This window comes from Nostocoides australiense Ben110 (assembly GCF_001050535.1).
Classification (GTDB): domain Bacteria; phylum Actinomycetota; class Actinomycetes; order Actinomycetales; family Dermatophilaceae; genus Nostocoides_A; species Nostocoides_A australiense.
In genome coordinates, this window is sequence record NZ_HG764815.1 from 176,734 (window position 1) to 191,297 (window position 14,564).

The window sequence follows — 14,564 nt, forward strand, 5'->3', positions numbered from 1 at the left end:
CCTAAGCTGAGATGACGGTCGGCGCCAATGTAGCCCAGCGCCGAAGTCCCCGACACCCGCGATATCCCGGATGGAGCACCATGACCCGCCGCAGCGCCGCGGATCACCGCCGCAAGCCCGAGCACTCCCGAGCGATCCGGCTGACCGTTCGGTCACGTGCCGCTGTCACTCCGCACATGTCCCGGGTCACATTGGGCGGCAACGGACTTCACGCCTGGGAGCACATGGGTTTCGACCAGTGGTTCCGGCTGTTCCTGGCTCCAGCCGGGGCGTCCCTCCAACATGTCCCGGATTCGCTGACGGAGGCGAGTTATGCCCGCTTCATGCTCGCGCCCGCGAGCCGGCGGCCGCTCATCCGCAACTACACCGTCCGCGCGTTCCGACCCTCCGGGCCGGACGGCCCGGAACTCGATGTCGACCTCGTTGCCCACGGCTGCGCCGACGAGGGCACCGCAGGCCCGGCGTCGATCTGGGCCCGAGAGTGTGCGGTCGGTGACGAGGTGGCGATCATCAACGAGGGCACCATGTTCGCCGCGCCGGAGGGGGCGACGGTCAGGCTTGCGGCCGACGAGTCCGGCCTGCCGGCCGCCGCGGGAATCCTGCGTGACCTGCCGCGCGGGACGGCCGGTTTGGCCGTGATCGAGGTGCCGACCGAGGAGGACCGGCAGCCGCTGGACGCTCCCGAGCGGGTGGTGGTTCATTGGGTCGTTCGGCAGACACCGGCCAGCCGGCCCGGTGCCGCTGCGCTCGCCCGGCTGCGCTCCCTTCCGCCACCGACAGCGCCGAGCTACGCCTGGGCCGCCGGCGAGTCGGACCTGGCCACCGGAGCTCGCCGCCACTGGGTCTCCCAGGGCATCGACAAGGGGGACATCAGCTTCTGTGGCTATTGGAAGGCGGGTGCGGCGCACTAGCGTCGATTCGTATGACGCGCCTGGAGACCCTCGACGCCCTCGAGTCCGCGGTCGGGAAGCGACCTGCCACCGCGATGCTGAAATCGATCTCGCAGCTGGATGGGCACTGCCTGGATGTGTTGTCGCTGAGCACCTTCGGTGTCCTTGGCGTCCTCTCCGAAGCGGGCCGGCTCTCGTCCCACACCATCGGGGGACCCGCCGGGGTCTTCCACACCCTCGAGCCGGGCCGGCTGCAGTTGCCCGGCCTGCCGCATGCCGGGTATGGCCGTCCTGCCGGGCTCGTCGCGTTCGTCGCCGGCTGGGGCGAGACCCTGCGCGTCAACGGCCGGCTCGACGCTGACACCCTCATCGTCGAGGAAGCCTTCCTGCACTGCGCCAAGTGCGTTCTCCGGTCGCGCCTGTGGTCCCCGCTGGTCGAGCACGAGGCGACGATTGAACGAAGCGGCACAACACAATCCAGCGTACTGAGGTCGGGGCTTGCCGACCCCGTCGTGTCCGGTCTCCTCACCCGCGCGCCCTTCGCCACGATCGCCACGGCGGACGGCGCCGGCCGCGCAGACATCAGCCCCAAGGGCGACCCGAGCGGTCTGGTGCGCTTGCTCGGGAACGGAGAGATCGGCATACCGGACCGTCCGGGCAATATGCGCCGCGACACCTTCCACAACATCCTGGAGCGCCCCGAGGTCTCCGTCCTGGCCCTGATGCCTGGCGAGGAGACAGTCGTCGAGGTGACGGGAACCGCCGTCGTCGATGACGATCCGGACCTGCGGGCGATATTCGAGGTGCGCGGCAACACTCCGGTCGCCGTCATGCGCGTTCGGGTCGAATCGGCTCTCGCCCAGCGGAGTTCGGCGATCGGTGCCGCGCGGCTGTGGGATCCGAAGCAGCACGTGCCCCAGGGATCGTTGCCCCGCGCGAGCCGGATCTGGACCGACCACGTCAACGCCACGATCGCGTCCGCGAAGGAGGCACCCATTCCCGCCCTGCACGAGCCCGACCTGGCCGCGGGATTGCAGGCGGACTACGTCCAGAACCTCTACTGACGGCGCTCGCACGTGGCAGCGGCGCTCCGGTCCGTCTATGGCAGCATGACTCGACATGCCGCAGATTCCCTTCCCACGCACCGGTGCCCCGGCGTTACGCGCCCTGGAGGGGGCCGGATACTCCCATTTGCAGGAGCTGGACGGCATACCGATGCGGTCGGTGTTGGCGTTGCATGGCATGGACCCCAAGGCGATCGGCGCTCTTCGGAGTGCGATGGCAGACCACGACTGGGCTTCCGCCGATGACGACCCGGTTGTCGGCTGTACATCGGTGCGGAACGACGCGACCCGCTGACGCCTTTCGCCAGATAGGTACGACGGTTTGGGTGTCATAACCGCCAGAGCGTCTTACCTACTGCCGGTAACGCCAGGAGTGCAACGACCATCGGCGTCGATCCGAGGAAGTGGTCACGCCTCCGGAATGTTGAAGGAGTGGAAGCTGGGCTGCGGCTGCTCGGGGTCGGGCCCCCCACGTGCGCCGGTGTCGAGGCCGTCGATCATCGCGAGTTCGTCCTGCTCCAGGTCGAAGTCGAAGACGTCGAAGTTCTCCGCAATGCGTTGCGGCCGTGTTGATTTCGGAATGACTTGCGTCCCGCGCTGGATGTGCCAGCGCAACATCACCTGCGCGGTGGTCTTGCCGTGGCGCTCCCCGATCTCGACGAGAGTCGGGTTGGTGAACGTCGGCGTCGCAGCGCTGGTCCCCCGGTAGGCAGAGATCCCGCCGATGGGGGACCACGCCTGGGTGAGTATGCCGTGGGCCGCGTTCGCCTCCCGGCTCGCCACCTGGGTGAAGTAGGGGTGCAGTTCGATCTGGTTGATCGCCGGAACGACCTCGGTCTCGGCGAGCAGCCGGTCGAGGAGGGCGGGGGTGAAGTTGCTGATGCCGATGGCCCGCACCCGGCCATCGGCGAGCAATTCCTCCAACGCGCCGTAGGCGGCCACCGTCTTCTCGAAGTTGCCGATGTCGGGTTGGTGAAGGATGAGCAGATCGAGCCGTTCGACCCCGAGTTTGCCGATGGCCTTCTCGAAGGCGTGCAGGGTCTCGTCCCGGCCGTAGTCGGTGACCCAGACCTTGGTCTCGAGGAAGAGGTCCTCGCGCTCGATTCCGCTTTGCGCCAAGGCCTCGCCGACCTCGCGCTCGTTGCCGTAGGCCGCAGCCGTGTCGATCATCCGGTAGCCCGTCTCGAGCGCCGCCCTGACGGCGGCGACGGTCTCCTCCGGTGGGGTCTGGAAGACGCCCAGCCCGATCACCGGGATCGTAACGCCGTTGTTGAGGGAGAAGGTGGGGGTGGTCATGATGGTCCTCTCAGGAGTCGGTGCGGCATTGCGGACCGCTCGTGTGCGACGCGGAGTCAAGACTCCAGCCACCCTACGGGCATGATTGCGCCATGGGTGTCGTGGACTGGGTGGACCGCCTGCAGCGCCGGCACCCGGTCTTCGGTTTCCCGCTCGCGGTGATCTACAAGTTCTTCGACGACGCCGGCGGCTACCTGGCGGCCCTGCTGACGTACTACGCGTTCCTGTCGTTCTTCCCCGTGTTGCTGCTGCTGTCGACCGTGCTGTCGATCCTGCTGCGCAACCACCCCGAATGGCAGGAGGACGTCCTCAACTCCGCGCTGAGCCAGTTCCCCGTGATCGGCGACCAGCTCGGGGACCCGCGCTCGCTCTCCGGTGGTGCGGCCGGTGTGGCCATCGGGTCGGCGCTGGCGATCTACGGTGCCCTGGGCGCCGGGAATGCGTTGCAGTACACCATGAACACGGTCTGGGCGGTCCCGCGCAACAGCCGTCCGAATCCGTTCCTCGCGCGGCTGAGGTCGGGGATGCTCATCCTCACGGCTGGACTCGCGGCCATCGCCACGACAGTCGTGTCGACGTTCGCCGCCGCGACGACGGGTTGGGGTGTGTGGACCAAGGTCGCCACGACTTTGCTCACGCTCGTCATCAATACGGGCATCGTGATGCTCTGCTTCCGCATCGGCGTGCGCGGCACGGCGCGTCGTCATCAGGTGGCGGGGGCGATCATCACGACACTCGCGTGGCAGTTGTTGCAGACGTTCGGTGTCGTCTTCGTCGGCCGGGTGGTGAAAGGCGCTTCCGCGACGAACGGCATCTTCGCCCTGGTCATCGGTCTGCTGGCCTTCATCTATCTGATCTCCGTCGTCGTCGTGCTCAGCGCCGAGGTCAACGTCGTCCACGCACGCCGGCTCTATCCGCGGGCCCTGCTCACCCCGTTCACCGACAATGTCGACCTCACCGAGGCCGACAAGCAGGCGTATGCCGCGCAGGCGCGGGCCATGCGCAGCAAGAGCTACGAACGCATCCACGTCGAGTTCGGGCGCCGGGGCGACCCGCCGGACGACGACCTCGACGACTGACACGGCTCAGCTGTCCAACGCGCGGTGGGCGGCGGCATACTGCTCGTCGGTCACCGGCTCCAACCACGTTGTGGCATCCCCCGTTTCGGGAGCGACGAGCAAGGCGTCGTGGCACAGCATCGTGTCCGGAGTTGCGCCGTGCCAGTGCTCCTCGCCGGGAGGGGTCCACACGGTCTCGCCGGGTCGCAGCACCTGGACGACGCCGTCGCGGGTGACGACGAAGCCGGTCCCCGACGTGCAGTGCAGGGTCTGGCCCAGCCCGTGGCTGTGCCAGTTGGTCCGGGCGCCCGGCGTGAACCGGACGTGGGCGGCGACGAGGCGCGAGGCGTCGGCGCCGGTGGCGAAGTTCTCGACGTGGACATCGCCGGTGAACCAGTCAGCCGGGCCGCGGGTGGTGGTGGGTATGCCGCGCTTCTCCATGGCCATGAGTGAGGCTCCTTCGGGTGGGGTCAGGGTCGCTGCAGAGGTATGCCGCTCACTCACCACTGTGACTGCCGGTGCACCTTCCGCTCAACCCCCGTGGGGTGGGCCAGTGGCACCCCCCGACCTGTCAGCCCAGCGCGGCGAACTGTTGCGCGTCGATGCTGCCCGGCGCCGCGCTGTAGACGTTGACGACCAGCGTGACATCGGCCACGAGCCGCAGCTGTTCGTGCTGCAATGCCAGTCGTCCGACCGTGGGATGCTCGAAAACCTTTGTGCCCGAGCCGAATTGCATCACAGGGTGTTGGGGCCACCGCTACCGGAAGTCGGCATTTGCCGCTGCCAATTCGTCGACCAGCGCGATGAGGTCGGCATCGTACGGATAGCGGGCAAGGGCCAGGGGAAGCGTGCCCACGTTGATGTCCGCCATGCGCTCCCGGTCCGGTGAGAAGGTCCGAGCGGCCGGATCGAGGAAGACGTGCCTCGACAGATTGGGCGACGGTTCGGCATACACCGGCGCGTACAGGGCCTTGGCGCGGGCGTTGCCGCCGATGACATCCATCCGGTGATTGCGAACGAGGACCGTCACCCCCGCCATGGCGTCGGCCATCTGCTGCAGGCCGGGCGGCATGTCAGCGCGGGCACCATGCCGTGGCGAGCGACCGGACGCGTTGACCTGGCGCACGAGGTCGAGAAAGTAGCCGCGTTCGATCGCGCTGAGCCGCAGCGCGTCCATGAGCGCGGTGAGGACGACATCGGATGCCCCGCGCACATGTCCGCGCTCCAGTTGGGTGTCGTAGTCGAGACTCACGGCCGCCGGATCGGCGACCTCCTGCCGACGCAGGCCGGGCACCCGACGGAGGCCGCCGAGGTCGGGCAGGCCGACGTCGCCTGGGGCGCGGCGGGCGCGGCGGGAGACGAAGAACTCCTTGACGTCCTGTTGGGCTTGCGCGCGGCTCACACCGAAGAAGCTGGTCCGGGAAGGGGGTGCCAGGAGCCCACCTCACTCGGCCTTCTTTGAGTCACCCTGCCGGTCCATGGTGGATGAGTGCCCACAGCATTCGACCGAGGAGATGCGGCCATGACGCGCGATGCCACGGCCGTCCGCCCGCGCAGCTGGTTCACCTTCGTGGCAGCCGCGGTCAGCCTCGTCGTCGCCTTCGCCGCGCCGGTCTCGCCGATCCCGCTCTACAACACCTATCGAGCCCACGACGGCTTGACCAATGCAGATCTCTCGCTGACGGGCTGGCCTTGCTGCTCTCATGGCCTATGTCGCCGACTCGGCGCCCGAGCGTCCTGTGTGGCTCGCATCGGTGGTCGTAAGCAAGGCGCCGATGCTGGGTTTGACCCTCGGGGCGCTGGTGTCCGGTGCGGTGGTGGAGACCTCACCGAACGCGCGCATCGTCGTCTATGTCGTGATGACCGCGCTCCTGGTCGTCTGCCTGGGATTCATCCTGGCCGTCGCGGAGACCGGGACTCGTCGCCCGGGGCTTGGCGCGTCGCTCCGTCCGCGCATCCACCTGCCCCGGCGCAGCCGGGCACAGGTGCCAGTCATGGCATGCATCGTCACCGCGACCTGGGCGGTGGGCGGATGGTTCCAGGCCTTCGGGCCCGCGGTCACCGCCGAGCAACTCCATACGTCGAATGCCGTTGTCGTGGCGTTGGTTTTCTCCTCCATACATGGCTCCGAGCATCATCGGCGCACCGATCGGTGGCCGGTTGGCCGCGGCGGCCGCACAGCGGCTCGGCATGATCGCCTTCACGCTCGCGTTGCTCGGGCTGCTCGCCGCGCTGGTGGCGGGGACCGTCGTGCCGTTCCTGATCTGTTCAGCCATCGCGGGTGCGGCGCAGGGCATCGCCATGAGCGCCACGGTGCGCGCGATGATCGGCGGGTCCGCCCGGCCGCGCGTGCCTCGATCCTCACCGCCGTCTTCGTCGCCAGCTACGCCGGGGCGATGGTCGCCAGCCTCGTTGCTGGACAACTCACTCGGGTCATCACCCTGCCGACGCTCACCGCGGGATATGTCGTGCTCGCCCTCCTCGCAACAATGGTCACCATCGCCCACACGAGAAAGAATCAGACCCATGACGACCTGGCCACCCGCTGACCATCGCGCCCTGACGGCACCCGAAGTGGTGCACGTCGTCACGCAGCGCCGGGACGGCACCTTCCGCCGGCCGCGCATCATCTGGGTCGTGCCCGTCGACGAACGCATCTTCATCCGTTCCACCAACGGCCGCGGCGCCGACTGGTTCCGCTGGGCGATCGCGACCGGCACCGGCCGGCTCGAAGCACGCGGCACCGCGCGGGACGTGACCTTCGTCGCCGCGGACGAGACGGACCTGCCGGCGGTCGACGCGGCATTCCGCAGCAAGTACGGCCGCTATGCCTCCATCGTCGATCACCTCCTCGAGGACGGCCCCCGGTCGGCGACCCTCGAAGTCCGTCCTGCCTGAAAAACCAACGGAGAGAAGCTTTCCCGACGATCGACGACCGACCGACGCCGTCGTGCGCACGGTCGCCGCGTGCCTCTGCGTCTCCTCCGGGTCACGCTGCGCTCGCGCACGAATCCTGTGATCAGCCTCCCACCCGCGAGGGATCGATGCTCGCTGCGTCGGCCAGGAACTGCTCGATCTGGCGGGCCCCGCTGACGTCGGCAGCCGCGAGTGCCCGGGCATCCGCTCGCAGTGCTTCCAGGTCAGCGTCCTCTCCGGTCGCCTCGCCGCGGAGGTACTCGGCGGTGGCGGCCACGAGCGCAGCGAGACGCAGACTGGGCGACTGTTGCCCGGCCTGCGGCCAGGATATGTCCGCCCGCACTTCCTTGCCCTTGCCGCCATCGGTTGTCGCCCAACGGATTCCAGCGGTCCCGACGACCGTGCCGGCCGCCGGCGCGGCGTTGGCGGGCTTGATTTCATACAGCGCGGACACCGCGTGACCAGCGCCCAGCTCACCGGCGTCGACGGCATCGTCGGTGTAGTCGTCGTTGTGGAGTCCGCGGTTCTCGTAGCCGATCAGGCGATAGCTGCCGACGAACTCCGGATCGAAGCTGACCTGTGCCTTGGCATCGGAGGCCACGACCGTGAGCGTCGGCGTCAACTCGTCGACGAACAGCCGCTGCGCCTCGGTGAAGTCGTCGACATAGGAATAGAAGCCGTCACCGTGGTCGGCTAGTTGCTCCATGAGGGTGTCGTTGTAGTTGCCCATCCCATAGCCCACCGTCACGAGATGGATCCCTTTCGAGCTGGCCTGCTTGATCGTGTCCGTGAGCGTGCTCGATTCTGTGACACCGACATTCGCCACGCCGTCGGAGGCGAGGACGACGGCATTGACGCCGTCGGGGTCGTATGCCGCCTCGGCCTGTCGATAGCCGAGCTCGAGTCCGGCCTCCATATTGGTGCTGCCACTCGGGCGCAGCTTGTCGTCGCGGCGACGATGCGGTCGCTGTCGCGGACCTTCGTCGGGGGCAGCACGCGGCGCGCCTCGCTGCCGTACTCGACGATCGCGATGGTGTCCTCCGGCTCGAGATTGTTGACGAGGAGAGCCAGCGAGGACTGGACGAGGCCCAAGCGTTCGCGGATGTCCATCGAACCCGAGGTGTCGACGACGAAGGTGACGTGCGTCGGGCCCTGCGCCGTCGTCGCGGTGCGCGTGCTGACACCGATCCGCACCAGGGCGGTGCCGGGCGCGCCATACGGCGAGACGCCGGACTCCGCCCCCACCCTCACTGCGTCCTTGCCAATCGGAGCGGGGTCGCCGTAGTCGAACGCGTTGATCCACTCCTCGACCCGAATCGACTCTGCCGGAGGGCGATATCCGTCCCGCAGGAAGGTCCTCGCCACCTGGTAGGAGCCGGTGTCGACATCCAGAGCGAACGTCGACTGTGGCCTGGTGCGCACCGGGGTCCAGCGGCTCGATCCCTCGTCGGTGAACGTGTTGTCATCCGTGACTCCCGGCCAGCCGTAGCGTTTGCCGGCATCGGCGGGATGCGGTGAAGCCGCGCCCGCGGCCTGTCCCGTCGCGCTGGGAGCCGCCGCGCCGACCGAGTAGTTGTTGGCGCCGTCAGCCTCCGCTTCCTGATAGTCGTCGTAGTAGGAGCGGGCATTCACGCGGTCGCCCTCGGGGCCGAGCCCTGCCGAACAGCCGGCCAGGACCAAGCCGGCCAAGACCAGCGTCGCTGCGGATCGTGTGTTCATGCCAGCTGCGACGCACGCCACCCGCCCCGCCGTTCCCTTCGGTAACCGGTTCGTGACTCGCACACAGTGGCGGTGGCGCATGTGCGCCACGGCGCGACCTCGCCGGTCAGACCCTCTCGCGCCAAGCACCGCACCCCTGCCAGCGTTGGCGTGGACATCCCCCAAGTCCACGGAGGCACCCATGCGAGGCAAGGCCGCGCGACGCATCGTGACCCTGGCAGTGGCCGCCCTGACCGTGACCGGTGCCACCGCCGCGGCAGCGTCACCGCAGCGCCCCGACCGACCGGCCGGCGACCCCGGCCGGCGCTCGTCGGACCTGCCGTCCGGACCTGACGAACCCGATCCTCGCCGGTTCACCCTAGTGACCGGTGACGTCGTCGAAGCCCGCTGCTCGGGGCCATCGCCACTCCGGGAATCGCAAAGGTGCCGGACTGGGTCCCAAGGATCGTGACGTCGCGCAAGGGCGGCACATCCTCGACCACGACCCTGCTCGATGCCCCTGATCGCCAAAAACGAGGATGACCTCAATCTCTTCAATATCTCGCGACTCGACGCCGCCGGGCTCGAGGACGTCACGCTCGTGCTGAACGATTGGGGCGGAGGGCAATTCATCATCTCCGAGGGCCGGGACGAGCGAGTCGGGCGGCTCGTGCTCGCCGCATGTGAGGCATTCGACAACTTCCCGCCCGGGCCGGCCAAGCTCCTCGAGCTCGGTGCGCGGATCCCCGCGGGGATGTGGGCCCTGGTCGCCCTCATGCGCTCGCGCACCTTCCGCAGGCTGCCCTTCGGGTATGCCGCGATGAGCCGCCGCGGCATCCCGGACGACCTGTTCCACGACTGGTTCGGTCCCGCCCGCCGGGACAAGGGCGTGCGCCGGGACTTCGCGAAGTTCGCGACGGGCGCGCCCGACCGGGCCACCCTGCTGTCGTGGTTCGAGCGGATGCGGCGCTTCGTCCGGCCGGTCCTGGTCGTCGGGGCTGCCCAGGACACCATGATGCCCACCGCCCAAGGCCCCCGTCTCGCGGCGCTCTATCCCATCTCCCGCCTCGAGGTCGTCGAGGACAGCGCTACGCTGATCCCCGAGGACCAGCCCGAGCGGCTGGCCGCCCTCATCCGCGACTTCGCACTGGCCCCCCATCGACACACACCCCCGTCGAGAGTGCGCGACACGCCGTAATGACCGGGCGGGTTCAGAGGGTGCGTGCAACACGGTTGATGCCGGGAGCGGGCGATGCGGATGTATCGCGATCGTCTGGCGGAGGGTGCGGATTCGAAGCTGGGCGCGCGGCGGCATGTCGGGGCGCTGCTCGATCTGAACCCGGCGACGCTGCGGAACTGGATTGAGGACGAGGAACGTCGTGATGGCACTCGGGCCCCGATCGCCACGGTCCGCGGGATCGACTCCGACGAGGTCCGGGCATTGAAGAAGCGGGTCGCCGAACTCGAACGCGCGAACGACATCCTTCGCACCAGTGCCGCGTTTTCGCTCAGGCGGAGCTCGACCGCCGACTCAAGTGATCGTGGCCTATATCGACGCCTATCGGGGTCAGTTCGGCGCCCATGCCGATCTGTGCCGTGCTGACCGAGCACGGCATCACGATCGCGCCGTCCACGTATCACGCGCACAAGGCGACTCCGGTCTCGGATGCCGCCGTGGAGGAGGCGTACCTGGTCAACGCGCTCGTCACGCTCTGGCGCGAGAATTGGGGCGTCTACGGGGCACGGAAGCTGTGGAAAGCGGCCCGCCGCGCCGGCCTTGACGTCGGCCGAGACCAGGTCGCCCGGCTGATGCGGATCGCCGGGATCCGCGGCGTGGTCCGCGGCCGACACACCACGGTCACCACCCGTGGTGACCAGGCGGCGCCGAGGCATCCGGATCTGGTCAAACGCGGCTGGGAGGACCCCACCAGGATCGACCAGCTATGGGTCGCCGACTTTTCCTAATGGGAAGGCCGTTCTGTCGATGCGACACGAGCGGTGCTGGTCGGCAGGGGTCCCTGAGATTTCACCGATCCGGTCGCAGTCTCAGGTGGTGAGCTGCTTGCAGGTGATCACTCTTCTTGGCTTCATCGACTCGACCGAGGTCTCAACGTAGACGGTGACCCTGCCGGCCAGCTGGGCAGTCCACGGCTTGTGAGATGCCGCGCCTTGAGCGCTTCCATTAGGTCGCCGCCGCTGCCCAGAGCTCCGCCACGAAGAATCCGACGAAGGAGGAAGCATGAGCATCACCTGCGGGATCGACTGGGCCGAGGACCATCACGACATCGCTCTGGTGGACGAGCAGGGCAAGGTCCTCGCCCGCGCCCGGATCGGTGCAGATGTGGCCGGGTACACGGCGCTGGTCGAGTTGATCACGACGAATGGCGGCAGCCCGGAACAGACGGCCGTAGCGATCGAGACGGACAAGAACCTGCTCGTCGTCGCCTTGGCCGGTGCCGGCTTCACCGTCTATCCGATCAATCCTCGAGCCATGGCTCGATATCGGGAGCGGCACGTCCAAGCGGGGAGCAAGTCCGACGCGGGGGACGCGGCCGTATTGGCGCACATCCTGCGCACCGACCAGCACATGCATCGGCCGCTGCCGCGGAACACAGATCTCGCCTTGGCGATCAAGGCGCTGGCGCGCCAGCATCAGGAGGCCATCTGGGCGCTGCACCAGACGACCAGCCGGCTGCGTTCGGTCCTGCTGGAGTTCTATCCCCAAGCGTTGAAGGCGTTCCCGAAACTGACACATCACGCCGCCACGACCATCCTCGGTGCAGCACCCACTCCCGCAGCGGGCTCCAGGCTCACCCGACGTCGCGTCGAGGCGCTACTGCGCAAGTGTGGACGCCGCAACGACCCCGCACTGGTCGACCACGCCCTGACCGCATTGAAGGCTCCCACGTTGCGGCAACCCCCGGCCGTCGAGGAAGCCCTCGGGCTGGCGACACGAGGACTGCTCGAGATCATCTCGTCAATGCGGTCCTCGGTCGATGCCCTACTTGTCGGCGGCCACGAGAAACTGCCCGGAGACGGCCACGAAGCTGCCCGCTGGCGGACATGAGAACTGCCCACTGACGGTCATGGGGTCTGCCCGACACGACGTCGTCTGCCTCGCCGCGGTCCGCGGTTGAGGCCCTTTCCTCGGGTGCGATGAGCGGTGCTGATGCGCCCGTTCGCTCCCGAGGAAGGGATGAGTTGAAGTCTGCCGAGGAGATCATGGAAATCTTGAATGCCTACGACCTGACTGGGTCGTTGCGTGATGCTGGGGAGCTGGCTGGCTGCTCCCACCACACGGTCAAGCACTACGTCGAGCGGCGTGCCGCCGGCGGTGAGCTGGATCAGGCCGCGCGTCGGCCGATGCTGATCGATGAGTACCTGCCCAAGGTCGAGGAGTGGGTGGAGCGGTCCAAGGGCAAGGTCCGCGCCGACGTGGCCCACGACAAGCTCGTGGCGCTGGGCTACACCGGCTCGGAGCGCACTTCCCGCCGCGCGGTCGCGACCGTGAAGCAGTCCTACCGGGCCGGGCGGGTGCGGGTGCACCGACCTTGGATCACCGAGCCGGGGATGTGGCTGCAGTACGACTACGGCGACGGCCCGGTCGTCGACGGCGTCAAGACGGTCCTGTTCGTCGCCTGGCTGGCCTGGTCCCGGTTCCGGGTTGTGCTGCCGCTGCGGGACAAGACCATGCCCAGCGTCTTCGCCGCACTCGACGTCACGTTCCGGCGACTCGGCGGGGTGCCGACCTACGTGCTGACCGACAACGAGAAGACCGTCACGGTCGAGCACATCGCCGGGATCCCGGTCCGCAACCCGCAGCTGGTCGCGTTGGCCGAGCACTACTCGATGAGCGTGCATACCTGCGTGCCGGCCGACCCGGCATCCAAGGGCGGCACCGAGGCGTCGGTGAAGATCAGCAAGGCCGACCTCGTCCCCAAGGACACCAACCTGCGCGAGGCCTACGACTCGTTCGCCGAGCTCGAGGCCGCCTGTGTGGCGTTCTGCGAGAAGGTCAACACCCGCCCGCACCGGATCACCAAGCGGCCGCCGGTCGAGATGCTCGCCGAGGAGCGCGCCCGACTCCACCCGGTCGCCCTGACACCGCACACGGTCGCGTTCGGCACCACTCGACAGGTGCCGGTGAACACGCCGATGGTGACGTTCGAGTCCGGCCAGTACTCGGTTCCACATCAGCTGCTCGGTGCCACGGTGTGGGTGCGGGTCCACGGTGTCGGCGCTGAGGAGCAGGTCGTGATTGTCCACGTCGGCGCCGACGGCCCTGTCGAGATCGCCCGCCACTACCGGGCCACCCCCGGGACACCGAAGATCTACGACGCCCACTTCCCACCCCAGCCCGAGGGACCGCTGGACCGTCGACCCCGTGCCAGGAACGCTGCCGAGTCGGAGTTCCTCGACCTGGGTGAGGGCGCCCGGCTGTGGCTGATCGAGGCAGCCGCCGCGGGCACGCCGCGGATGCGGGTCAAGATGACCGAAGCGCTCGCCCTGGCCAAGCTGTTCGACCCCGTCGAGGTCGACTGGGCACTGGGCCACGCCGCCGTGCACGGCCGGTTCGCCGAAGCCGACCTGTCCTCGATCCTGGACCACCACGCCCGAGCACCGAAGGCGGGCGAACACCGGGCCAGCGAGGATCGCTCGCTGACCCAGGGCACCAGCGCCTGGGCACGACTCGGCCAGCACAGCAAAGACGAGGCGCTCTGATGACGACCAGGAGCACCACGATGGCGGCTGGGTCCGCGCCGGCGCTGCCGGCGGACCTGGAGGATCTGCTGCGTCGGTTGCGGCTGCCCCACATCCGTCGCCACGCACCCGAGGTGGTCGCGACCGCGAAGGCTCAGCGCTGGGAACCGGCTGAGGTGCTCAAGGCGCTGTTCGCCGAGGAGGTCGCCGGTCGGGAACGCTCCGCACTAGCGACCAGGCGGGCGGTCGCGGGGTTCCCGACCGGGAAAACCTTCGATGCCTGGCAGCCCGAGGTCTGCTCGATCCCGGCGCCGACCCAGCAGGCGCTGCGCACCCTGGAATGGGTCCACCGCCGGGAGAACCTCGTCGTGTGCGGGCCGTCGGGCACCGGAAAGACGTTCCTGCTGGAAGCACTCGGACAACTTGCCGTTGAGCAGGGGCTGAAGGTCGCCTGGTTCACCTTGGAAGACCTCGGCGGCCTGCTGCGCCGCCATCGCGCCGACGACACAGTCACCAAGGCCATCGCCCGCGTCCTGCGAGCCGACTTGGTCATCGTCGATGACATCGGGCTGCTACCGGTTGCCGTCGACGCCGCCGAGGGCCTGTACCGGCTCGTCGACGCCGCCTACGAGAAGCGCTCGGTCGCGATCAGCTCGAACCTGCACCCGTCCGGGTTCGACGAGCTGATGCCCAAGACACTGGCCACCGCTACCGTCGACCGGCTCCTGCACCACGCCCACGTCTGCCAGACCAGCGGCGACAGCGTGCGACTCACCCAGGCACTCGCCGGCCAAGGGGTGAGCCCGTTGAACTGAATGCCCCTGGTCGGTAGTGGCCGCAGCCCCTTGGGCAGATCCCATGGCCACCACCGGGCAGTTCCCGTGACCGTCAGCGGGCAGGTTTCATGTCCGCCACTGGGCAGTTCCTGCTGTCCCTTGACA

General features: G+C 68.4%; 13 protein-coding genes, 3 pseudogenes and 1 other annotated feature. Of the genes and pseudogenes, 10 read left to right on the forward strand and 6 right to left on the reverse strand.

What is annotated here, in order from left to right:
• Window positions 1-80: 80 nt before the first annotated feature.
• Genes BN11_RS00840 through BN11_RS00850 form a run of 3 tightly spaced genes read left to right on the forward strand, consistent with a single transcriptional unit; the run spans window position 81 to window position 2,249 of the window.
• Window positions 81-911 carry a siderophore-interacting protein gene (locus BN11_RS00840; protein WP_048693209.1) on the forward strand — a complete coding sequence of 277 codons (831 nt, stop codon included), beginning with the start codon at window positions 81-83 and terminating at the stop codon, window positions 909-911.
• An 11-nt stretch (window positions 912-922) separates the two neighbouring features.
• Window positions 923-1,954 carry a pyridoxamine 5'-phosphate oxidase family protein gene (locus tag BN11_RS00845; RefSeq protein WP_048693211.1) on the forward strand — a complete coding sequence of 344 codons (1,032 nt, stop codon included), beginning with the start codon at window positions 923-925 and terminating at the stop codon, window positions 1,952-1,954.
• A 55-nt stretch (window positions 1,955-2,009) separates the two neighbouring features.
• Window positions 2,010-2,249 carry a helix-hairpin-helix domain-containing protein gene (locus BN11_RS00850; RefSeq protein ID WP_048693215.1) on the forward strand — a complete coding sequence of 80 codons (240 nt, stop codon included), beginning with the start codon at window positions 2,010-2,012 and terminating at the stop codon, window positions 2,247-2,249.
• A 113-nt stretch (window positions 2,250-2,362) separates the two neighbouring features.
• On the opposite strand, the gene BN11_RS00855 is transcribed toward BN11_RS00850, so the two are convergent.
• Window positions 2,363-3,250: an aldo/keto reductase gene (locus tag BN11_RS00855; protein ID WP_048693217.1), complete on the reverse strand. Its 888-nt coding sequence runs from the start codon at window positions 3,248-3,250 to the stop codon at window positions 2,363-2,365.
• Between the two features lie 92 nt (window positions 3,251-3,342).
• On the opposite strand from BN11_RS00855, the gene BN11_RS00860 reads away from it, so the two are divergent.
• Complete coding sequence (locus BN11_RS00860) at window positions 3,343-4,329, forward strand: YihY/virulence factor BrkB family protein (protein WP_048693220.1); 987 nt, start codon at window positions 3,343-3,345, stop codon at window positions 4,327-4,329.
• Between the two features lie 6 nt (window positions 4,330-4,335).
• Here BN11_RS00860 and BN11_RS00865 read toward each other — a convergent pair whose 3' ends face one another.
• From BN11_RS00865 to BN11_RS24915, 3 genes and pseudogenes are all read right to left on the reverse strand, one after another.
• On the reverse strand, window positions 4,336-4,755 hold the full coding sequence (locus tag BN11_RS00865) for a (R)-mandelonitrile lyase (RefSeq protein ID WP_327152824.1): 420 nt from the start codon (window positions 4,753-4,755) through the stop codon (window positions 4,336-4,338).
• 124 nt (window positions 4,756-4,879) lie between these two features.
• Window positions 4,880-5,485 (reverse strand): annotated as a pseudogene (locus BN11_RS00870) (MmyB family transcriptional regulator).
• Between the two features lie 649 nt (window positions 5,486-6,134).
• Window positions 6,135-6,815, reverse strand: coding sequence for a hypothetical protein (locus BN11_RS24915; RefSeq protein ID WP_157043913.1), 681 nt, complete (start codon window positions 6,813-6,815; stop codon window positions 6,135-6,137).
• A 19-nt stretch (window positions 6,816-6,834) separates the two neighbouring features.
• Between BN11_RS24915 and BN11_RS00880 the strand changes: the two genes are divergently transcribed.
• Window positions 6,835-7,206, forward strand: coding sequence for a DUF2255 family protein (locus tag BN11_RS00880; RefSeq protein WP_048693230.1), 372 nt, complete (start codon window positions 6,835-6,837; stop codon window positions 7,204-7,206).
• A 121-nt stretch (window positions 7,207-7,327) separates the two neighbouring features.
• Here the strand turns inward: BN11_RS00880 and BN11_RS00885 are convergent, their stop codons facing one another.
• Both BN11_RS00885 and BN11_RS25740 read right to left on the reverse strand, forming a co-directional pair.
• Window positions 7,328-8,140: a vWA domain-containing protein gene (locus tag BN11_RS00885; RefSeq protein WP_083433427.1), complete on the reverse strand. Its 813-nt coding sequence runs from the start codon at window positions 8,138-8,140 to the stop codon at window positions 7,328-7,330.
• A 41-nt stretch (window positions 8,141-8,181) separates the two neighbouring features.
• Window positions 8,182-9,555 (reverse strand): annotated as a pseudogene (locus BN11_RS25740) (VWA domain-containing protein); the annotation flags it as partial.
• On the opposite strand from BN11_RS25740, the gene BN11_RS24925 reads away from it, so the two are divergent.
• From BN11_RS24925 to istB, 5 genes and pseudogenes are all read left to right on the forward strand, one after another.
• Complete coding sequence (locus BN11_RS24925) at window positions 9,437-10,120, forward strand: alpha/beta fold hydrolase (RefSeq protein ID WP_053083952.1); 684 nt, start codon at window positions 9,437-9,439, stop codon at window positions 10,118-10,120. The pseudogene BN11_RS25740 and the gene BN11_RS24925 overlap by 119 nt on opposite strands.
• Before the next feature lie 54 nt (window positions 10,121-10,174).
• Window positions 10,175-10,884: pseudogene (locus BN11_RS24930) on the forward strand (IS3 family transposase); the annotation flags it as partial.
• Window positions 10,420-10,551, forward strand: a sequence feature (AL1L pseudoknot). It overlaps the preceding pseudogene by 132 nt.
• 277 nt (window positions 10,885-11,161) lie before the next feature.
• Entirely contained in the window at window positions 11,162-11,989 is an 828-nt protein-coding gene (locus BN11_RS00905) for an IS110 family transposase (protein WP_053083954.1), read from the forward strand.
• A gap of 134 nt (window positions 11,990-12,123) precedes the next feature.
• The gene (istA, locus tag BN11_RS00910) at window positions 12,124-13,644 is read left to right on the forward strand and encodes an IS21 family transposase (protein ID WP_048693240.1); all 1,521 of its coding nucleotides are present in this window, start codon (window positions 12,124-12,126) and stop codon (window positions 13,642-13,644) included.
• Entirely contained in the window at window positions 13,644-14,438 is a 795-nt protein-coding gene (gene istB / locus BN11_RS00915) for an IS21-like element helper ATPase IstB (RefSeq protein ID WP_201329189.1), read from the forward strand. The genes istA and istB overlap by 1 nt, the downstream gene beginning before the upstream one ends.
• Window positions 14,439-14,564 lie beyond the last annotated feature (126 nt).